Origin of the sequence: Ralstonia psammae, assembly GCF_958405935.1 — a bacterium.
Classification (GTDB): Bacteria; Pseudomonadota; Gammaproteobacteria; order Burkholderiales; family Burkholderiaceae; genus Ralstonia; species Ralstonia psammae.
Map to the genome: position 1 here is coordinate 205404 of NZ_CATZBU010000002.1, position 18370 is coordinate 223773.

General features: G+C 63.5%; 15 protein-coding genes. 4 read left to right on the forward strand and 11 right to left on the reverse strand.

Translation table 11 applies throughout. The features are described 5' to 3' along the window. Window positions 1-41: 41 nt before the first annotated feature. From ntrC to R2N16_RS04620, 4 genes are all read right to left on the reverse strand, one after another. On the reverse strand, window positions 42-1550 hold the full coding sequence (gene ntrC, locus R2N16_RS04605) for a nitrogen regulation protein NR(I) (protein ID WP_316664377.1): 1509 nt from the start codon (window positions 1548-1550) through the stop codon (window positions 42-44). A gap of 63 nt (window positions 1551-1613) precedes the next feature. Further along, window positions 1614-2816, reverse strand: coding sequence for a nitrogen regulation protein NR(II) (glnL, locus tag R2N16_RS04610; protein WP_316664378.1), 1203 nt, complete (start codon window positions 2814-2816; stop codon window positions 1614-1616). A 7-nt stretch (window positions 2817-2823) separates the two neighbouring features. Beyond that, on the reverse strand, window positions 2824-3348 hold the full coding sequence (locus tag R2N16_RS04615; RefSeq protein WP_009238382.1) for a hypothetical protein: 525 nt from the start codon (window positions 3346-3348) through the stop codon (window positions 2824-2826). Between the two features lie 158 nt (window positions 3349-3506). After that, on the reverse strand, window positions 3507-4922 hold the full coding sequence (locus R2N16_RS04620; RefSeq protein WP_027677605.1) for a 3-hydroxylaminophenol mutase: 1416 nt from the start codon (window positions 4920-4922) through the stop codon (window positions 3507-3509). A 460-nt stretch (window positions 4923-5382) separates the two neighbouring features. Between R2N16_RS04620 and R2N16_RS04625 the strand changes: the two genes are divergently transcribed. Beyond that, window positions 5383-5859: a rhodanese-like domain-containing protein gene (locus R2N16_RS04625; RefSeq protein ID WP_316664379.1), complete on the forward strand. Its 477-nt coding sequence runs from the start codon at window positions 5383-5385 to the stop codon at window positions 5857-5859. 16 nt (window positions 5860-5875) lie between these two features. Here R2N16_RS04625 and R2N16_RS04630 read toward each other — a convergent pair whose 3' ends face one another. The 6 genes from R2N16_RS04630 to hrpA all read right to left on the reverse strand — a co-directional run bounded on the left by R2N16_RS04630 (window position 5876) and on the right by hrpA (window position 14582). Further along, the gene (locus R2N16_RS04630; RefSeq protein ID WP_316664380.1) at window positions 5876-6694 is read right to left on the reverse strand and encodes a competence/damage-inducible protein A; all 819 of its coding nucleotides are present in this window, start codon (window positions 6692-6694) and stop codon (window positions 5876-5878) included. Between the two features lie 21 nt (window positions 6695-6715). Beyond that, on the reverse strand, window positions 6716-7573 hold the full coding sequence (locus R2N16_RS04635; RefSeq protein WP_316664381.1) for an EI24 domain-containing protein: 858 nt from the start codon (window positions 7571-7573) through the stop codon (window positions 6716-6718). A 78-nt stretch (window positions 7574-7651) separates the two neighbouring features. Further along, the gene (locus tag R2N16_RS04640; RefSeq protein ID WP_316664382.1) at window positions 7652-8626 is read right to left on the reverse strand and encodes a sterol desaturase family protein; all 975 of its coding nucleotides are present in this window, start codon (window positions 8624-8626) and stop codon (window positions 7652-7654) included. A gap of 1 nt (window position 8627) precedes the next feature. After that, window positions 8628-9458, reverse strand: a complete 831-nt coding sequence (locus R2N16_RS04645; RefSeq protein ID WP_316664383.1) for a polysaccharide deacetylase family protein — start codon at window positions 9456-9458, stop codon at window positions 8628-8630. An 11-nt stretch (window positions 9459-9469) separates the two neighbouring features. Then, complete coding sequence (locus tag R2N16_RS04650; RefSeq protein ID WP_316664384.1) at window positions 9470-10465, reverse strand: YVTN family beta-propeller repeat protein; 996 nt, start codon at window positions 10463-10465, stop codon at window positions 9470-9472. 115 nt (window positions 10466-10580) lie between these two features. Next, window positions 10581-14582, reverse strand: coding sequence for an ATP-dependent RNA helicase HrpA (hrpA, locus tag R2N16_RS04655; RefSeq protein WP_316664385.1), 4002 nt, complete (start codon window positions 14580-14582; stop codon window positions 10581-10583). A gap of 71 nt (window positions 14583-14653) precedes the next feature. Between hrpA and argA the strand changes: the two genes are divergently transcribed. Beyond that, window positions 14654-16051, forward strand: a complete 1398-nt coding sequence (gene argA / locus R2N16_RS04660) for an amino-acid N-acetyltransferase (protein WP_428984086.1) — start codon at window positions 14654-14656, stop codon at window positions 16049-16051. Between the two features lie 107 nt (window positions 16052-16158). Then, window positions 16159-16434 (forward strand): oxidative damage protection protein, encoded by a 276-nt coding sequence (locus R2N16_RS04665; protein ID WP_004626344.1) that lies wholly within the window; start codon window positions 16159-16161, stop codon window positions 16432-16434. A gap of 138 nt (window positions 16435-16572) precedes the next feature. Here R2N16_RS04665 and rpiA read toward each other — a convergent pair whose 3' ends face one another. After that, window positions 16573-17259, reverse strand: a complete 687-nt coding sequence (gene rpiA, locus R2N16_RS04670; RefSeq protein WP_316664386.1) for a ribose-5-phosphate isomerase RpiA — start codon at window positions 17257-17259, stop codon at window positions 16573-16575. Window positions 17260-17409: 150 nt separating this feature from the next. Between rpiA and tal the strand changes: the two genes are divergently transcribed. Then, the gene (tal, locus tag R2N16_RS04675) at window positions 17410-18369 is read left to right on the forward strand and encodes a transaldolase (protein WP_316664387.1); all 960 of its coding nucleotides are present in this window, start codon (window positions 17410-17412) and stop codon (window positions 18367-18369) included. Window position 18370 lies beyond the last annotated feature (1 nt).

Sequence of the window (18370 nt, forward strand, 5' to 3'; positions counted from 1 at the left end):
GCTCGACGATATTCGGTTGTGCTGGCCTTGCTGACGGCGCGTCAGTCGAAGCCAAGCTCCTGCAATTTGCGTGTGATGGTGTTGCGGCCAATGCCCAGACGCGTTGCCGCCTCGACACGGCGCCCGCGCGTGACACCAAGCGCAGCCTCCAGAATCGCCTTTTCGAAGCGACGCGTGAGCGCGTCCATGACGTCAGGCTGGCCCGCCTCGAGCATCGCCTTGGCCTCGCCCGCGAGCGCGCGCTCCCAGCCTGCGGCGATCGATGCGCCCACCGAAGTCGTCGACAGCAACGTATCGACCGACGGCGCAACACCATACGGCTCGCCACCATGCGAAGGCTCGCCGATGAAGGCCGGCCGTGCAGCGGCGTCGCCCATGGCCGGCAGCATCTGCGCGCTACCACGCACCAGGTCGGCGGGCAGATCCTTGCTTTCGATGGTCTGCGCCGGCGCCATCACGGTGAGCCAGTTGCAGAGGTTTTCCAATTGCCGCACGTTGCCCGGGAACGGCAGCGTGGCAATGTGCGCCAGCGCATCGTCCGACATGCGCTTGGGCTCCACGCCCAGCTCCTTGGCGCTCTTCTGCAGGAAATGGCGCGCCAGCAGCGTGATGTCTTCCGGGCGTTCGCGCAGCGCCGGCAAGCGCAGACGGATTACGTTCAGGCGGTGGAACAAGTCCTCGCGGAACAGACCGTCCTTGACGCGCGTTTCAAGATTCTGGTGCGTGGCCGCAATGACGCGCACGTTGGCCTTGAGCGGGTTATGACCGCCCACGCGATAGAAGTGCCCGTCCGACAGCACGCGCAGCAACCGCGTCTGCAGATCAAACGGCATGTCGCCGATTTCATCGAGGAACAGCGTGCCGCCCTCGGCTTGCTCAAAGCGGCCGCGGCGCATGGTCTGTGCGCCCGTGAAGGCGCCACGCTCATGGCCGAACAGCTCGGATTCCAGCAAATCTTTCGGAATCGCCGCCGTATTCAGCGCGATGAACGGGCCGCTCGCACGGGGGCTGTGCTTATGCAGCGCCCGGGCCACCAGCTCTTTACCCGAGCCGGATTCACCGGTGATCAGGACGGTCACGTTCGACTGCGACAGCCGCCCAATCGCGCGGAACACGTCCTGCATGGCCGGCGCCTGCCCGAGAATCTCAGGCGCGTCGCTCAGGCGATCGTCGATTTCCTCCTCGCGCAGGCTCTCTTCCAGCGCGCGGCGGATCAGCTCGACGGCGCGATCCACGTCGAATGGCTTGGCGAGGTATTCAAATGCGCCGCCCTGGAACGCCGCCACGGCGCTGTCCAAGTCCGAATACGCGGTCATGATGATGACCGGCAGTCCCGGATGTTTGGCCTTGATGGCCTGCAGCAAATCCAGCCCCGAGCCGCCCGGCATGCGCACGTCGGAAATCAGGACTTGCGGCGTCTCGTCATCCAGCGCATTGAGCGCATCGCGCGCGTTGGTGAAGCTGCGCGACAGCAAGCTCTCGCGTGCCAGCGCTTTTTCAAGGACCCAGCGGATGGATTGATCGTCGTCGACTATCCAGATTGGCTTCATGTGTTGGTTCGTCTGCTTGACTTCGTATCTCGACACTGTGGCCTGGTACCTCGAGCGCTGCACTCAATGCAGCGGCACGAGGATGCGGAAATCCGTCTGGCCCGGCCTGCTCTCGCATTCAATCAGGCCATCGTGCTGCTGCACGAAGGTCTGCGCGAGTGTCAGGCCCAGCCCACTGCCCCCCTCCCTTCCTGACACCAGCGGGAAGAAGATGCGTTCGCGGATGTCTTCGGGGATACCAGGACCGTTGTCCACTACATGCAAGTCCAATGCCAGCTTGTAAAGACGTTTTGCAATCGTAACTTTGCGTGCGACGCGCGTGCGCAGAATGATTTCGCCGTTGCCCTGCGCAATGCGAGGACCCAGCGCATGTGCCGCGTTGTGAACGATGTTGAGCACCGCCTGGATGAGCTGTTCCTTGTCGCCGCGAAACTCCGGCAGGCTCGCGTCGTAGTCGCGCACGATCTGCAGGCCCTGCGGAAACTCCGCCAGCACCACGGAGCGCACGCGCTCCAGCACCTCGTGGATGTTCACATCGCCAACGATATGTGGATGCCGGTGCGGCTCCAGCAGGCGGTCGACCAGTGTCTGCAGCCGGTCGGATTCCTTGATGATGACCTGCGTGTACTCGCGCAGCGAGCGCTCTGGCAGTTCGAACTCCAGCAACTGCGCCGCGCCGCGGATGCCGCCCAACGGGTTCTTGATCTCGTGAGCGAGGTTGCGGATCAGCTCCTTGTTGGCGGAGGTCAGGTCGAGCAGACGCTCTTCGCGCTCGCTGCGGATTTTCTGCTCGTTGGGCAGCAGCTCAAGCAGCACCGAGCCGGGTGCAAAGTCGAGAGCGCCCACCACGGCGTGCGCGTGCAGCGGCTCATGACTCACACGGTCGAGCGACACGTCGCGCCGCTTGGCATCGAACTGGCGTGTGGCCACGGTGGCGATCATCTCGCCCAGCTCAGACGGATCGGCAAACAGCTCGTAAAGCGACATCTCCACCAACTGGCGGCGGGACACGGCCAGTGCTGCTTCAGCGGCGGGATTGGCGTAGAAGATCGTCAACGCCGGATGGCGGACGAAGAGGATGGGATTGGGCACCGCGTCGAGCCCAGGGAACGATGGCGGTGCACCATGTGAAAACGGAATCAGCGGTGGACCGTCGATGGGCTCGCCTACGGATACCCCCAGCGCGGCGGCGGAGGCTGACGGCGCAGATGGCGTCGTCTGTTCCTGTTCATCGCGGCGTGCCGCTTTGCGGATCAGTCGACGCATGGTTCATCTACTCCTTGAGATTGCCCAGCTCCCGGCGGATGGAATCGACATTGGCCTGGCTGCGTTCGATGTCGCCCTTCAACTGCGCGGTGCGGTCCAGATACTTCTGATAGTTACGTTCGTTGCCCTGGCGCTCGGGCTGACCGTTGTTGTATTCGGCCTTCAACGCCTGGAGCTTGCGCTCCTCGTCTGCAAGCTCGGCCTCCAGCACCTGGCGGCGTTCGCCGTCACGCGCCTTCTGCGTGGCGTTGTCCACGCGAGGGAAGCCACCGCCCGCATTGTTTTGTGCCGGAGCGGGAGCGGCCCCTGCACTGCGCGGGCTGCGCGTGCCGGGCACAGTCACCACATCGGGCAGCGTCAGCTTCTTGCAGCCTTTCACGTTGCCACTGTTGCGGTACTCCGGCACGCCGTTCGGGCCGGTGCACAGATAGACGTCATCGGCGTACGCGGGTGCCTGCACGGACAGCGTGGCAAACACCGCCGCAGCCGCGGCAAGCAGTCCGGATGCGATGCGTGGGGAAGGACGGAACATGAATGGAACCTGGCGGATACGTCGATCGGGCGCCGGAGTCCGGCGGACGCTCATTCTAGCCACAAAACTCCGCTTCATAAAAAGGAAGGGCGACCTGCGCCGCCCCTCCTCTCACAACCGTCTCTTCGCCCCGACACATCGCCCGGGGCGCTCGCAAATTACAGCGAGTAGTACATCTCGAACTCGAGCGGGTGCGTCGTCATGCGGAAGCGCGTGACTTCTTCCATCTTCAGCTCGATGTAGGCGTCGAGCATGGCGTTGGAGAACACACCGCCACGGGTCAGGAACTCACGATCCTTGTCCAGGTACTCGAGTGCCTGATCCAGGCTCGAGCACACGGTCGGGATCTTTGCATCTTCTTCCGGCGGCAGGTCGTACAGGTTCTTGTCGGCAGCTTCGCCCGGGTGGATCTTGTTCTGCACGCCATCCAGACCAGCCATCAGCAGCGCCGAGAAGCCCAGGTACGGGTTCATCAGCGGATCCGGGAAGCGCGTTTCGATGCGACGGCCCTTCGGGTTCGCCACGTACGGAATACGGATCGAAGCCGAACGGTTACGCGCCGAGTAAGCCAGCTTGACCGGAGCTTCGAAGCCCGGCACCAGACGCTTGTACGAGTTCGTACCCGGGTTGGTCAGGGCGTTCAGTGCGCGAGCGTGCTTGATGATGCCGCCGATGTAGTACAGCGCGAATTCCGACAGACCAGCGTAGCCGTTGCCTGCGAACAGGTTCTGGCCATCCTTCCACACGGATTGGTGGACGTGCATGCCCGAACCGTTGTCGCCCACGACCGGCTTCGGCATGAACGTGGCCGTCTTGCCGTAGGTGTGTGCGACGTTCTGGATCACGTACTTTTGCAGTTGGGTCCAGTCGGCGCGTTGCACCAGCGTGCTGAACTTCGTGCCGATTTCGTTCTGGCCTTGGCCTGCCACTTCGTGGTGATGCACTTCAACCGGAATGCCCAGCGATTCCAGGATCAAGCACATTTCCGAGCGCATGTCTTGGAACGTGTCGATCGGGGCAACCGGGAAGTAGCCGCCCTTCTTGCCCGGACGGTGGCCCGAGTTGCCGTGTTCGAAGTCCTTGCCCGACGACCACGGAGCTTCTTCGGAATGGATCTTCACGAAGCAACCCTGCATGTCGATGTTCCAGGTCACGCCGTCGAAGATGAAGAATTCGGGTTCCGGACCAAAGTACGCGGTATCGCCCAGGCCGGTGCTCTTCAGGTAGGCTTCAGCGCGCTTGGCGATCGAGCGCGGGTCGCGGTCGTAGCCCTTGCCGTCCGAGGGCTCGACCACGTCGCAGGTCAGCACCAGGGTCGGCTCTTCGTAGAACGGGTCGATGTGTGCGGTGTTTGCATCCGGCACCAGCAGCATGTCCGACGCTTCGATGCCCTTCCAGCCGGCGATCGACGAGCCGTCGAATGCGTGGCCGCTTTCGAACTTGTCTTCGTCGAAATGCGAAACGGGGACCGAGACGTGCTGCTCCTTACCCTTGGTATCGGTGAAGCGGAAATCGACGAACTTGACGTCGTTTTCCTTCACGAGCTTCATCACGTCTGCAATGCTTTGGGACATGCCATTCTCCTGGTAGCGCAATAACGCAAATCATTGTGAGCCGGTTGTGTGACGGATCGCTGCGACCGCCCTCACTCCGTAACATCTTCTTTCCAGCAAGGTCGTCCGACACGAACGGACGCCCCCGAAAAAGACCGCGGGAATCTTAGCAGAAACTATGCCAATTCCGGGCCGACAACGGGCAGGCACTCCCGCAAACAGTGCAGCACCGCGCCAGCCCATGTCTGACACGGTGCGCGCGCCTGGCAGATCGGCCTGCCCGCATCCCGCCGAAGCCCCCGCTGATGGGGTTGACGCTGTTCGACCAGCATAGCCAACGCACGACAAAGGTGCATAAAAATCCATCGAGCACCGTTTTCGTGCGCCAAAGCCAAAAACGCACCATTGCGGGGATTTTCGCCCGCGCCATGTAACGGCGGCGCTAGAATGATTCTTTACCTTTTCGACCGCTCCGATCGCCATGACTGCCACCACGCTCACCCGCGAGTCTCTGCTCGAGGCTGCCGCCGCCCGTCGCGAGGCTGACCAACTGCCGTACTTCGGCGCGCTGTCGCCGCAAGAGGCTGCCGCACTGTTGGCCGCCGACCCGCAGGCGCGACTGGTGGACGTGCGCACGCGCGCTGAACTCGACTGGGTTGGCACACCGGACATTCCGCCGGGCCAGTTCGTGCATGTGGAGTGGAATCAGTATCCGGGCGGCGTGCGCAACGCCAACTTCCTGAGCGCGCTGGAAGCCGCCGTGCCGAAGGACGTGCCAGTGCTGTTCCTGTGCCGCAGCGCCGCGCGCTCCAAGCATGCCGCCGCAGCAGCCGCGCAGGCGGGCTACGCAGCAGCAATGGATGTGCTGGAAGGTTTTGAGGGTGCCAAAGACACCGAAGGTCATCGCAAGACCATGGAGGGCTGGTGCTTCCGTGGCCTGCCCTGGCACGGTGCCTGAGGCCCGCTGCTGACCGTTAGGACGCCGCGGCGGCGTCCGCCTCGAAAATCTCACCGCCCAGCGCCAACGCGCCCTCTCGCAGCACCACGTAGGCGCCCGCCACAGCTTCCGGTGAGCCCTTGACGCCCAGGTCGATGTGCGAGCGGGCATAGCGCTCGCCGCGCGCTGCATCGCCCACACTTGGCAAACTGAAGACTTTCACGCCATCGAACTCGGCTTCGATGCGCTCCATCAGCGGTGTGAGCCGCGACTCCGGCAGGCCGAACACCAGGAACGAGCGCTCCTCGCGCGGCGCGCAGTGGAATTGATCGGCGTAATAGGTGTCGAGCACCCATTCCATCATCGGCCACGCCATCACCGGAAAACCCGGCATGAAATGGTGATGCGCCACCGAAAAACCGGGGATGCGGTTGTAGCTGTTCGGGATGATGCGCGCGCCCTGCGGAAACTCGCCCATCTTGAAGCGGTGCTGGTTTTCGGGCGTGGACACATCGGCCTTGATCGGATCACCATTGGCCGACTCGGCAATGCGCAACGTGATCTGCTCGCGCGCTTCCGGATGCAGCTCCAATGGCACGCCCAGCGCAGCCGCGGCACATTGGCGCGTATGGTCATCGGGCGTGGCGCCGATGCCGCCAGTACAGAACACCACGTCATCACTGGCGAACGTACGCTTGAGTAGGCTGGTGATGCGCGTGGGCTGGTCACCGACGTACTCGGCCCACTCCAACGCCAGACCGCGCTCGCCGAGCACTTCGATCAGCTTGCGCAGGTGCTTGTCTTCGCGGCGGCCGGAGAGAATCTCGTCGCCGATGATGATCATGCCGAAAGCCATGTCAGTCCTGATGGTTCATGATTATTCGCGAGGCAGCTCGATGGTGGTGACCTCGATCACGCTGGCCTCAACCATGCGCGCAGGCGGTGCTTCTGCGCGCAGGCGCGTGAGCGCGCGCAAGCAGAAATGGCCGAACCACAGCGCCGAGAAAATGAAGATCAGCACATACAGCCAGATGACGGCAATGGCGATGATCGGGAACAGCACAATTGTCACCACCGATGACACCCACAGCAGTGTCGGCGCCGAGCCCAGCATGCCAACGGCCACGCCGATGCCCAGGAGCGGCAGCCGGTAGCGCTGCATGATCGCGCGGCGCTCTTCGGCTGTGGCGTGGTCAGCCAGTGCGTCGTACGTCATCAACCGGTACGTGAGCCACCCCCACAGCAGCGGCGGAATCAGTGCGAAGAACGGAGGAATCAGCCACAACGGCAGCGTGACGATGGCCACCAGGATGACCACCAGCGTGCATAGCAGCGCATGCGTCAGGCTGCCCAGCACCGAGCCGCCCTTGCGACGCTCAAGCTGCGGATAGCTGCGGTCAAGAAAGCGCATGACCACCGGCACCGATGCCACGCTCACCAGCACCAGAATCGACACGACAATCACCGGCACCAGCAAGGTGATCACCAGCAACGGCGCAATGGCTGACCACAACCCCGCCATGCCGATGGCGTTGAGGCCGCTCTTGATCCAGCCCATGAAGGCCCAGCCTTCCACGGCGTTGCGGGCCATGCCGTTCATGGCATCCCAGCCGAAATACAGTACCCCTCCCCAGACCACCACAGCCACGACGAAAGGCAGCACCGTCAGGAACAGCATGCGCGGATGCAGTTGCGAAAGCAGCGCGCGGCCGAATGAGCGAATCAGGTCGTTCATGCAGAAATCGAGAAATCAGGGAGCGGACAGCCTAGCACAGCGTGCGGACATGACGCGGGCGCCGCCACCGTCCGGGCTTTACGCGCGGCCGAACAGGCGCTTGAGGCCAAGCCACTGCTGATGCAGCACGCCGCGCCCGTAGTCGCGCGAGCGCCCTTGCGGCGCGGGAAGTTGATCGCGGATACCGGTGGCGTGGTACTCGGGCGAGAAGACGGCGGTGCCGAACAGCATGTCCCACCACGGGAACAGCACGCCAAAATTGCATCCACCCAGCACACCAGGCTTGCCCGGCACCTCATGCCCCAGCCCAATGGCGTGATGCAGCCGATGGAAGCGCGGCGAGATCAGCAGCCGGTCGCCCAGCCAGCCGAAATGCAGCCGCACGTTGGCATGCTGCAGGCTTTGCAGCAATTGCGAAATGGCGACCAACAGCACGTACTGCGAGGGTTCCACCCCGATGACCAGCGCCGCAATGGCAAACACCGCACCGCGCAGCACATCGTCGAGGATGTGGTTGCGATCATCGGACCACAGCGTCATCTGCTGCTGGCTGTGGTGCAGCGAATGCAGATTCCACCACCAGTGGAACCTGTGTGACAGACGGTGATACCAGTAATCGAGCAAATCGAACAACACCAGATAGATCAGAAAGCTGACGATGGCAACGGACGTCACACCCGGCCACCAGTCCTCCACGTTCAGATGCGCCCAGCCCCAGAAACGCAGCTTGCCGTCGAGGTTGTCAATCAGCGGCTGCAGCGTGAAGAACAGCAGCAACGGGAAGAAACCCAGGCGATGGAACAGCGTGTAGAAGATGTCGGCACGCACAGCCTTGCGATCCTGCATCGGCTCCACCGGCCGCCAGCGCTCCAGCGGGCGGAAGATCAGCAGCAGCACCGCGATCTGCACCAGCCCCATCAGCAGCCATTCGGTGCCGGGGTACGCATCTTCGACGTAACCACCCAAGCCGATGGCATAGGTGACCGGCATCACGAGGTGCTGAAACAGCACATCCTGCGCTTGCGTGAAAGTGTCGGCGATCCAGTCGAACATGTCAGCGGGCTGCCGTGTGTGCTGGGTGGGCAGCAAACCAGGCCTGGTACTGCGGATGGTCGCGCAGCGTGGCGAAACAGAAACCCTTGCGCTCCAGGCCGGTGATCAGCGGTTCCAGGTCAGCCGGCGCCCACGGATCCTTGCGCGACCAGATGCCCAGATGCGCCATGGTGATATCGCCATCACGCAAGCTGGACAGCGCCTTCTGCAACAACGCGTCGTTCGGATAACGCTCGGACGGCAACTCATCACCCAGGAAACCGGCGGGCGCCCAGGCCACGTGGGCAAACCCGCATTGCTTCGCCCAGGCCTCGGTCGTCGCCGAAAGGTGACCACCCGGCGCGCGCCACAGTGGGTCCATCGGCTGACCGGTCATGGACTTGAAACGCTCGGCGCTGTGTTTCAGTTCCGCACAAAATTCGGGCTCGCCCCAGACAACATTGCGGCCACCCTGCTCGCCAAACTGCGGGCGGAAGCGGACCTTGCCCGCACCCGCCTCGCCCTTGTAGTAGACGTGATCGAAGGTGTGCGTACCGAAGGCGTGGCCGTCGGCAGCGAGCGATTTCCAATACGGCGCCCAGCCCTCATCCAGCGTGCTGTCGCCGTGGATGGTCTTCTCGTTGGCGAGGAAGAAGGTGGCGTGGATGCGATGGCGGCGCAGTGTATCGGCAATCAACTGCGCCTGGCTCATACTGCCGGTGTCGAATGTGAGGTAGACAGTGCCTTTGCACGCACCGGCATTTACGCCACCGGGCGCCGCCGTGGCCAACGCGCATAGCCCCAGCGCCGCCGTGGCAGCCGCAAAGCGCAACATCGACAGGCCGGATTTCATCGTGGTGACGCTCAAATCAGCGGAGCGCGGGTGCGGAAGTAAATGCCGTGCGGCGAGCGCCCGACCTTGATCTCTTCCACCACCTTGCGGCTTGCAACGTCGACGATCGCCACGCGCTTGGCCCAGCGGCAAGTCACCCACAGCTGCTTGCCGTCAGCGGTCAATTCCATGTCATCGGGGCCGGGCGGCAGGCCGGTGATCTCGCCCACCTTGGCCAGCGTTTGCTGATCGATGATGCTGATCGTGCCCGACACACGGTTCGACAGGAACAGGTGGCGCTTGTCGCCCAGGGCGCGGAAATTGTGCGCGCCCTTGCCGGTCTGGATGCGCTTGACGCTGGTGCGGTTGTGCCAGTCGATCACCTCAACGTAATCCGCACCGGTCATGCCCACCAACAGGTATTTCTGATCGGTCGTGACCCACACACCGGCCGGGGCGGAGCCAATGGTCATGCGCCACATCACGGTCTGCGTGGGCAGGTCGATGGCCATCACCTCGTTGGAATCCTGCAGGGTGATGAACGCAATCTTGCTGTCGGCGGTAAAGGCAATGTGGCTCGGCGTCTTGGCCGCCGGCACTTGCTTCGCAATGGTCAGCGCATGGCCATCCCACCGGTAAATATCAACGCGGTCCAGACGGTTCCCGGTGGTCAGGAACCACTTCTGGTCGGGCGAGAAGCCGATCTGGTACGGATCGTCGATGCGCGGCACGCGCTGCTGAATCTTGCCGGTCACTGGGTCGAGGAACACCAGATCGTTGCCCACCGCGTTGGCAACGATCAACGATTTTTCGTCCGGCGTGGCGATCAGATGGTGCGGCTCCTTGCCGATCGGGAAAGTCTCCAGCACCTTGCGGCTGTCTTTGTCGATCAATGAGACGCTTGCGTCGCCCGAGTTGAGCACGGTGACGACTTCAGCACGCGCCGCATGCGCAGCCATCAGAGCAGTGGCCGACAGGACAAGCGTGGAAAACCAACGGGAGGCAAACGAGGCGCGCAAGGCAGACATAACGAGAAGATTCAGCAACTTAGCCAACCATTTTAACGCTCGCATTTACACCATCGCTGACACAAATCAAAAAAAGAAAGCGGGAACTTTCCCCGCCCTCAACAAGGCACGGCAACTAACGCTGCATCGATTCCCACACCTTCTGCAGCCGCTTGACCGACATCGGCACCGGCGTGCGCAATTCCTGTGCAAAGAGGGCGATGCGCAACTCCTCCAGCATCCAGCGGAATTCCTCCATGCGCGGGTCATTGCCGCCTTGCCCTTGCACGCGCAGCGCCTTTTCCGCACGTTGGTATTGCTGGATGAGCGGCGCCATCTCCTGCATGCGCTGCGTATCGCGCGTCAGGTCAGCCTTGAGTTTGTCGATGCGCAGCGCGATGCCCTTCAGGTAACGCGGGAAGTGCGCCAACTGCGCATACGGCGTCGCCTCGATAAAGCGTTTGTGCATCAGCGTCTTGAGCTGCGCGTCGATATCGGCGGTGGCGGCGGCAAACGGCTTGGCGATCTGCAGCTTGCGCGGCAGTTGCGCATATTCGGCCAGGATCGCGCCGACCAGCCGCGCAATTTCCTGCGCCAGCAACGTCAGGCGCGCGCGGCTTTCGTCCTTGCGGGCGCCGAAGCTGGCGTCATCGGTGGGCAGCGGGTCTTGCAGGCAGGCGCGCTCCAGCGTGGCATCCAGAATCTGGTCGCGCAGATCGTCCTGCGTGCCCAGGTTCATGAACTGGATCGCCATCTGCGACAGGCCCGGGATGTTCTTTTCCAGGTACTTCAACGGTTCGCGCAGCTGGATCGCAAACAACCGCCGCAAGCCCAGGCGATGGATGCGGGTGGCTTCCGCCGGGTCGTCAAAGACTTCCACATCGCAGTGGTCACCGGCATCGACGAGTGCCGGATAGCCGAACAGCGTCTGGCTGCCTTTGCGGACTTCCAGCAGCTCTGGCAACTCGCCGAAATTCCAGGTGGTCAGGCCCGAGTACAGCGCGGCGTTGGCCGGAGCTTCCGACTTGCCGCCCTTTCCAGCCTTGCCGGGCTTGCCGACCTCGTTCTGCGCGCCAGCCACCGCAGCATCCTGCGCGGCGATCGACTGGAAGGTCTGCTGCGCGCGACCGCCGAGTTCGGCGCGCAACTGGGCAAGATTGCGACCCATGTCGAGCTGACGGCCGTGCTCGTCGATCACCTTGAAATTCATGAAGTGATGCGCGGGCAGCGTTTCAAGCTTGAAGTCGGCACGCTTAAGCGCGATACCGGTCTGCTCGCGCACGTCGGCAATCAAGCGGTCGAGCAGGTCCCCTTCCCCAAGCCGCACGCGCGCAACGAATCCGGCGGCGTAGTCAGGCAGCGGCACGCAGTGGCGGCGCAGCTTCTGCGGCAGGCTCTTCAGAAGCAGATGCACCTTTTCCTTGAGCATGCCGGGCACCAGCCATTCGGCGCGCTGCGCGGGCACCTGGTTGAGCGCATACAGCGGCACTGTGAGCGTCACACCGTCGCGCGGGCTGCCGGGCTCGAAGTGGTACGTCAGGCCCATGTCGATGCCCGCAATCGGCAGCATCTTCGGGAACAGGTCGGTCGTGATGCCGGCCGCCTCGTGCCGCATCAGGTCGTCGCGATTCAGGTACAGCAGCTTCTGGCCGCTTTTGCCGCTTGCGTTGGCGGCTTCGGCATACCAGCGCTCGAACGACACGGTGTTGTAGATGTCAGCCGGGATCTGGCTGTCGTAAAACGCGTAGATCAGCTCGTCGTCCACCAGCACATCTTGCCGGCGTGACTTGTGTTCGAGGTTTTCGATCTCCCGCACCAGGCGCTGGTTATGTGCGAAGAACGGCAGGCGCGTTTCGAATTCGCCATCGACCAGTGCGCGGCGGATGAACATCTCGCGCGCTTCCTTCGGCTGCATCGGCCCGAAGTGCACGCGGCGTTGCTGATAGACCGGCAGGCCGTACAGCGTGCCGCGCTCGAAGGCCATCACCTGCCCGGCCTTCTTTTCCCAGTGGGGATCGCTCCACGACACCTTCAACAGATGCGCGCCCACCTTCTCCACCCATTCCGGCTCAATGCGTGCCAGCGTGCGGCCGAACAGGCGGCTGGTTTCGATCAGTTCGCCACCCACGACCCATTTGCCCGCCTTGCGCGCAATGACCGACCCCGGCCACAGGAAGAACTTGATCCCGCGCGCGCCGAGGTATTCGCGGCCTTTCCCGTCCGCCTCCTCGATGCGCACACCGATGTTGCCGAGCAAGCCCGTCAGCAACGCCAGATGCAGCTGCTCATACGTCGGATCGGATTCGTTGAGCTTCCAGCCCTGCTCAGCCACCGTGGTGTGCAGTTGCGAATGCACATCGCGCCACTCTCGCAGCCGCACATGCGACAGGAAGTGCGAGCGGCACTGCTCCTGCAACTGCTTGTTCGATTTTTTGTGCGCGACAGCCTCTTCAAACCACTTCCACAGCTTCACCCAGCCAAGGAATTCCGATTTCTCATCGGCAAACTGGCGATGCGCCTGGTCAGCCTGCTGCTGCAACTCCTGCGGGCGCTCGCGCGGGTCTTGCACGGACAAGGCACTCGCGATGATGAGCATCTCGCGCAGGCACTGGTGATCGCGGCCGGCCAGGATCATCCGCGCCACGCGTGGGTCCAACGGCAAGCGGGCCACCTGCTTGCCCAGCGGGGTCAGCGCGTTCTCGTCATCGACAGCCCCGAGTTCTTGCAGGAGCTGGTAGCCGTCGGCAATCGCACGGCCCAGCGGCGGTTCGATGAAGGGGAACTGCTCAACGTCCGTCAGCCGCAGCGCCTTCATGCGCAGGATGACCGCCGCCAGCGACGAGCGCAGGATTTCCGGGTCGGTAAAACGCGGTCGCGCAATGAAATCCGCCTCTTCATACAGGCGAATGCACACGCCATCAGCCACCCGCCCGCAACGACCGGCACGTTGGTTGGCCGCGGCCTGTGACACCGGCTCGATCTGCAGTTGCTCGACCTTGTTGCGATACGAATAGCGCTTGACGCGCGCCAGCCCCGTATCGACCACGTAGCGAATGCCGGGCACCGTCAGCGAGGTCTCAGCCACGTTGGTCGCCAGCACAATGCGCCGCGCGTTGGACGGCCGAAACACACGTTCCTGCTCCTGCACCGACAGACGTGCAAACAGCGGCAGGATCTCGGTATGCGCCGGGTGGTGCTTGCGCAGCGCCTCGGCCGCCTCGCGAATCTCCCGCTCGCCCGGCAGGAAGATCAGCACGTCGCCCGAGCCTTCGCGGGCGAGTTCATCCACCGCCTCGACGAGCGCTTCGTAAAGATCACGCTCCTTGTCCTTCTCATCGCGCTGAATCGGGCGGTAACGCACCTCGACCGGATACAACCGGCCGCTGACCTCAATGACGGGCGCCGGCCCCTTTGGGCCAGCGAAGTGCTCGGCAAACCGCTGCGCGTCGATGGTCGCCGAGGTAATGATCACCTTCAGGTCTGGCCGGCGCGGCAGAAGCTGCTTGAGATAGCCGATCAGGAAATCGATGTTGAGGCTGCGTTCGTGCGCCTCGTCGATGATGATCGTGTCGTAGGCGCGCAGCAGCGGATCGTTCTGCGTCTCGGCCAGCAGGATGCCATCGGTCATCAGCTTGACCGACGCACCGGCCGACAACGTGTCGTTGAAGCGCACCTGGAAACCCACGTGCTCGCCCACCGGCGTCCCGATTTCCTGCGCGATGCGCTTGGCCGTCGACGTCGCGGCAATCCGGCGCGGCTGCGTATGGCCGATCAGCCCGGTACCGCCCGCGCCGATGCCTCGCCCGATCGACAGGCAGATCTTCGGCAACTGTGTGGTCTTGCCCGAGCCAGTCTCGCCCGAGACGATCACCACCTGGTTTGCGGCGATGGCCTGGGCGATCTCGTCGCGCCTGGCCGACACGGGCAGCGCTTCAGGAAACGTGATCTGGGGGACGCGATTGGCACGTGCACGGCGGGCCTCCAGCGCTGCGGCGAGCTCTTCCGGCGTAGGCTTCTGGCGGCGCAGCGGACGACCATTGCCGCCGGGCTTGCGCTCGGGCGGCGGCGTGTCTTGCGGCGATTTTGGGTTGGGGGCCGCCGGGCGTGGCCGGGGCGGCTGGGCGTGGGAATCTGACATCGGGCGGGATTATAATCCGCGCATCTTTCCCACGCCGGCCCGCGCCCCGTGCCGTTTCTCCTCCTCCGCCCGTGACCGCTCGCTCCCCTGCCCCCGCCTCCGGTGTTTCGCTGGTGGCGCACACGCCCGCCCCTGTGGACGTCGCCCCGATTCCGCCCACGCCCGAACAGCAGCAGTTCGTGGACTGGCTGCGCGAGGTGGCGCCTTACATTCACGCCTTCCGCGACAAGACCTTCGTGATCGGCTTTGGCGGTGAACTGGTCAAGGCCGACATGCTAGGCGCGCTGGTCAACGACGTCGCCCTGTTGCACGCGATGGGCATGCGCATCGTGCTGGTGCATGGCTCGCGCCCGCAGGTGGAAGAACAGCTCGCCCTGCGCAACGTGAAAACCCAGTTCGTGGAGGGCGTACGCGTGACGGACGGCGCCGCGCTGGAATCGGCCAAGGAAGCCTCTGGCGAACTGCGCCTGGATATCGAAGCCGCCTTCAGCCAGGGCCTGCCCAATACACCGATGGCCGGCGCGCGCATGTCGGTCGTATCCGGCAACTTCGTGACGGCGCGCCCGGTGGGCATCGTCAACGGCGTGGACTTCCAGCACACGGGGCTGGTGCGCAAGATCGATGCGGAGTCGATCCAGCACTCGCTGTCCAACCGCAAGATCGTGCTGCTCTCGCCGCTGGGCTTCTCGCCCACGGGCCAGGCGTTCAACCTCTCGATGGAAGACGTGGCCACCAACACCGCCACGGCGCTTAAAGCCGACAAGCTCATCTTCATCACGGAGCTGCCAGGCATCATGGACCGCGTGGGCAAGCTGCAGCAGGATCTATCGATGGAAATGGCCATCGAGCGCCTGCGCGACGGCAGCCTGTCGCACGACACAGCCTATTACCTGCAGCACATCGTCAAGGCGATGCGCGGAGGTGTACGCCGGGCGCACGTGATCCCGTTCGCGCTGGACGGCAGCATCCTGCTGGAGCTGTTTCTGCATGATGGCGTGGGCACCATGGTGTCGCACACTGATCTGGAGTACCTGCGCGAGGCCACGCTGGACGACGTGGGCGGTATCGTCTCGCTCATCGAACCGCTGGAAGCCGACGGCACGCTAGTGCCGCGCGAGCGCCGGCTGCTGGAGCGCGACATCGCCAACTTCTCGGTCATCGAGCACGACGGCATCATCTTTGGCTGCGTGGCGCTGTATCCGTATCCAAAGGACGGCATGGCCGAAATGGCGTGCCTGATCGTCTCTCCCGACAGCCAGGGCACGGGCGACGGCGAACGCCTGCTCAAGCACACCGAAGTGCGCGCCCGTGCACTGGGCCTCAAACGCCTATTCGTGCTCACCACGCGTACGGAGCACTGGTTCCTCAAGCGCGGCTTCGTGCGGGCCAGCGTGGACGATCTGCCGGAAGACCGCCGCAAGCTGTACAACTGGCAGCGGCGCTCGATGGTGCTGATGAAGAAGCTCTAAACCCTTGGCGCGCGTCGTGGAATCCGAGCCCGGCGGCGCGCGGCCTTTACAATAGCGGCACCTGCGTCGCGCTAGAGCGGCGCTCCCGCCACACAAGAGGAATCCCCATGGCCCGCATGGTCCACTGCGTCAAGCTCAACAAGGAAGCCGAAGGTCTCGACTTCCCGCCCCTGCCCGGCGAGCTGGGCAAGAAACTCTGGCAAAGCGTCTCGAAGGAAGCGTGGGCCGGCTGGCTCAAGCACCAGACCATGCTGATCAACGAAAACCGGCTGAACATGGCCGATTCGCGCGCACGCCAGTACCTGCTCAAGCAGACCGAGAAGTACTTCTTTGGTGATGGTGCAGACGAAGCCGCCGGCTATGTGCCGCCGCCCTCGGCCTGATCTGCCGCTATCAACAAAAAGCCGTTCAGCGCAAACTGAACGGCTTTTTGTTTGGGCAACGCCAATGCACCGTGCGCAACCGGCGCAAAAAAACTGCCCATTTGCATGGGCAGCTTTTTGACGGTGCGCGTACAGCAATCAGAAATCGCGACGCTGCACACCCGCCTCGGTACCCAGCAGCAGCACGTTGGCGCCGCGCTTGGCAAACAGGCCGACCGTCACCACGCCCGGAATATCGTTGACCAACGATTCCAAGCCCTTCGGATCGGCAATGCGCAGGCCCACCACGTCGAGAATCACGTTGCCGTTATCGGTCTTGTAGATCTGGCCTTCCTTGGTCATGCGCAAGCGCGGCTGACCGCCCAGCGCAGCAAGTTGGCGCGCCACGGCCGCACGTGCCATGGGCACCACTTCCACTGGCAACGGGAAGGCCCCCATCGTCTCAACGAGCTTGCTGCCATCGGCGATGCAGACAAACACGCTGGCGACCGAGGCAACGATTTTCTCGCGCGTAAGCGCACCGCCGCCGCCCTTGATCATGGCGCCCGAAGCGTCGATCTCGTCAGCGCCGTCCACGTACACGGGAATGGCATCAACTTCGTTCAGATCAAGCACATTGAAACCATGGCCCTGCAGGCGGCGCGTTGAAGCCTCGGAGCTGGACACCGCGCCGGCAAAGCGTGCCTTGTGCGGCGCCATCGCGTCGATGAACAGGTTGGCCGTGGAGCCGGTGCCGACACCCAGCACGGCGCCCTCGGGCACGTTGGCCAATACGTAATCTGCTGCGGCCTGCGCCACCAGCGCCTTCAGTTCATCCTGCGTCATCGCAAAAACTCGGTCGGGATCGGAAAACCCGGTAGTGTACCGGATCAATACGACGGCCCTCGGCCGGCTGGCGGAGCCAAACCTGCGGAGTACAATCGATTCATCCTTCCACCTCCAGCGCAACGCTGGAACGTACTTCGGACGCGCTTCATGACTCAGCTCGATCAACTCAAGCAGTTCACCACCGTCGTCGCCGACACGGGCGATTTCCAGGCCATGCGCGCCTACGCACCGCACGATGCAACGACCAACCCGTCGCTGATCCTCAAGGCCGTCCAGAAAGCCGAATACCGCCCGCTGCTGGAACAAGCCGTGCGCGATGCACGCAGCACCAGTGTGGAAGACATCATCGATGCCGTGCTCGTGGCGTTCGGCTGCGAGATCCTGTCGATCATCCCGGGCCGCGTGTCGACCGAAGTCGATGCACGCCTGTCGTTCGACACCGAGGCGACGGTCGCCAAGGCCAAGCATTTGATTGCGCTGTACGAAGCGCGGGGCGTAGCGCGCGAGCGCGTGCTGATCAAGATCGCGTCGACGTGGGAAGGCATCCGCGCGGCAGACCAGCTTCGCGCCGAGGGCATCCGCTGCAATATGACGCTGCTGTTCTCGCTGGCCCAGGCCGTGGCGTGCGCGGAAGCGGGCGTGCAACTCATCTCGCCCTTCGTCGGTCGCATCTACGACTGGTACAAGAAGGATGCCGGCGCCAACTGGGACCCGGTCGCCCAAGGCGGCGCGAACGACCCCGGCGTGCAGTCCGTCCTGCGCATCTACAACTACTACAAAAAGTTCGACTATCCGACCGAGGTGATGGGCGCGAGCTTCCGCAACATCTCGCAGATCGTCGAACTGGCTGGCTGCGACCTCCTTACCATCAGCCCGGATCTGCTCGCCCAACTGCAGCAATCCGACGCGCCGGTCGAGCGCAAGCTCTCTCCGGACAACGCCAACGCCGCCAACATCGTTCGCCTGCCCGCCGACGAGAGATCGTTCCGCTGGCACATGAACGCGGACGCAATGGCCACCGAAAAGCTGGCCGAAGGCATTCGCCTGTTTGCGGCGGATGCGATCAAGTTGGAAGCGTTGATTGAGCCGCTGCGCGCAGCGGCGTAAG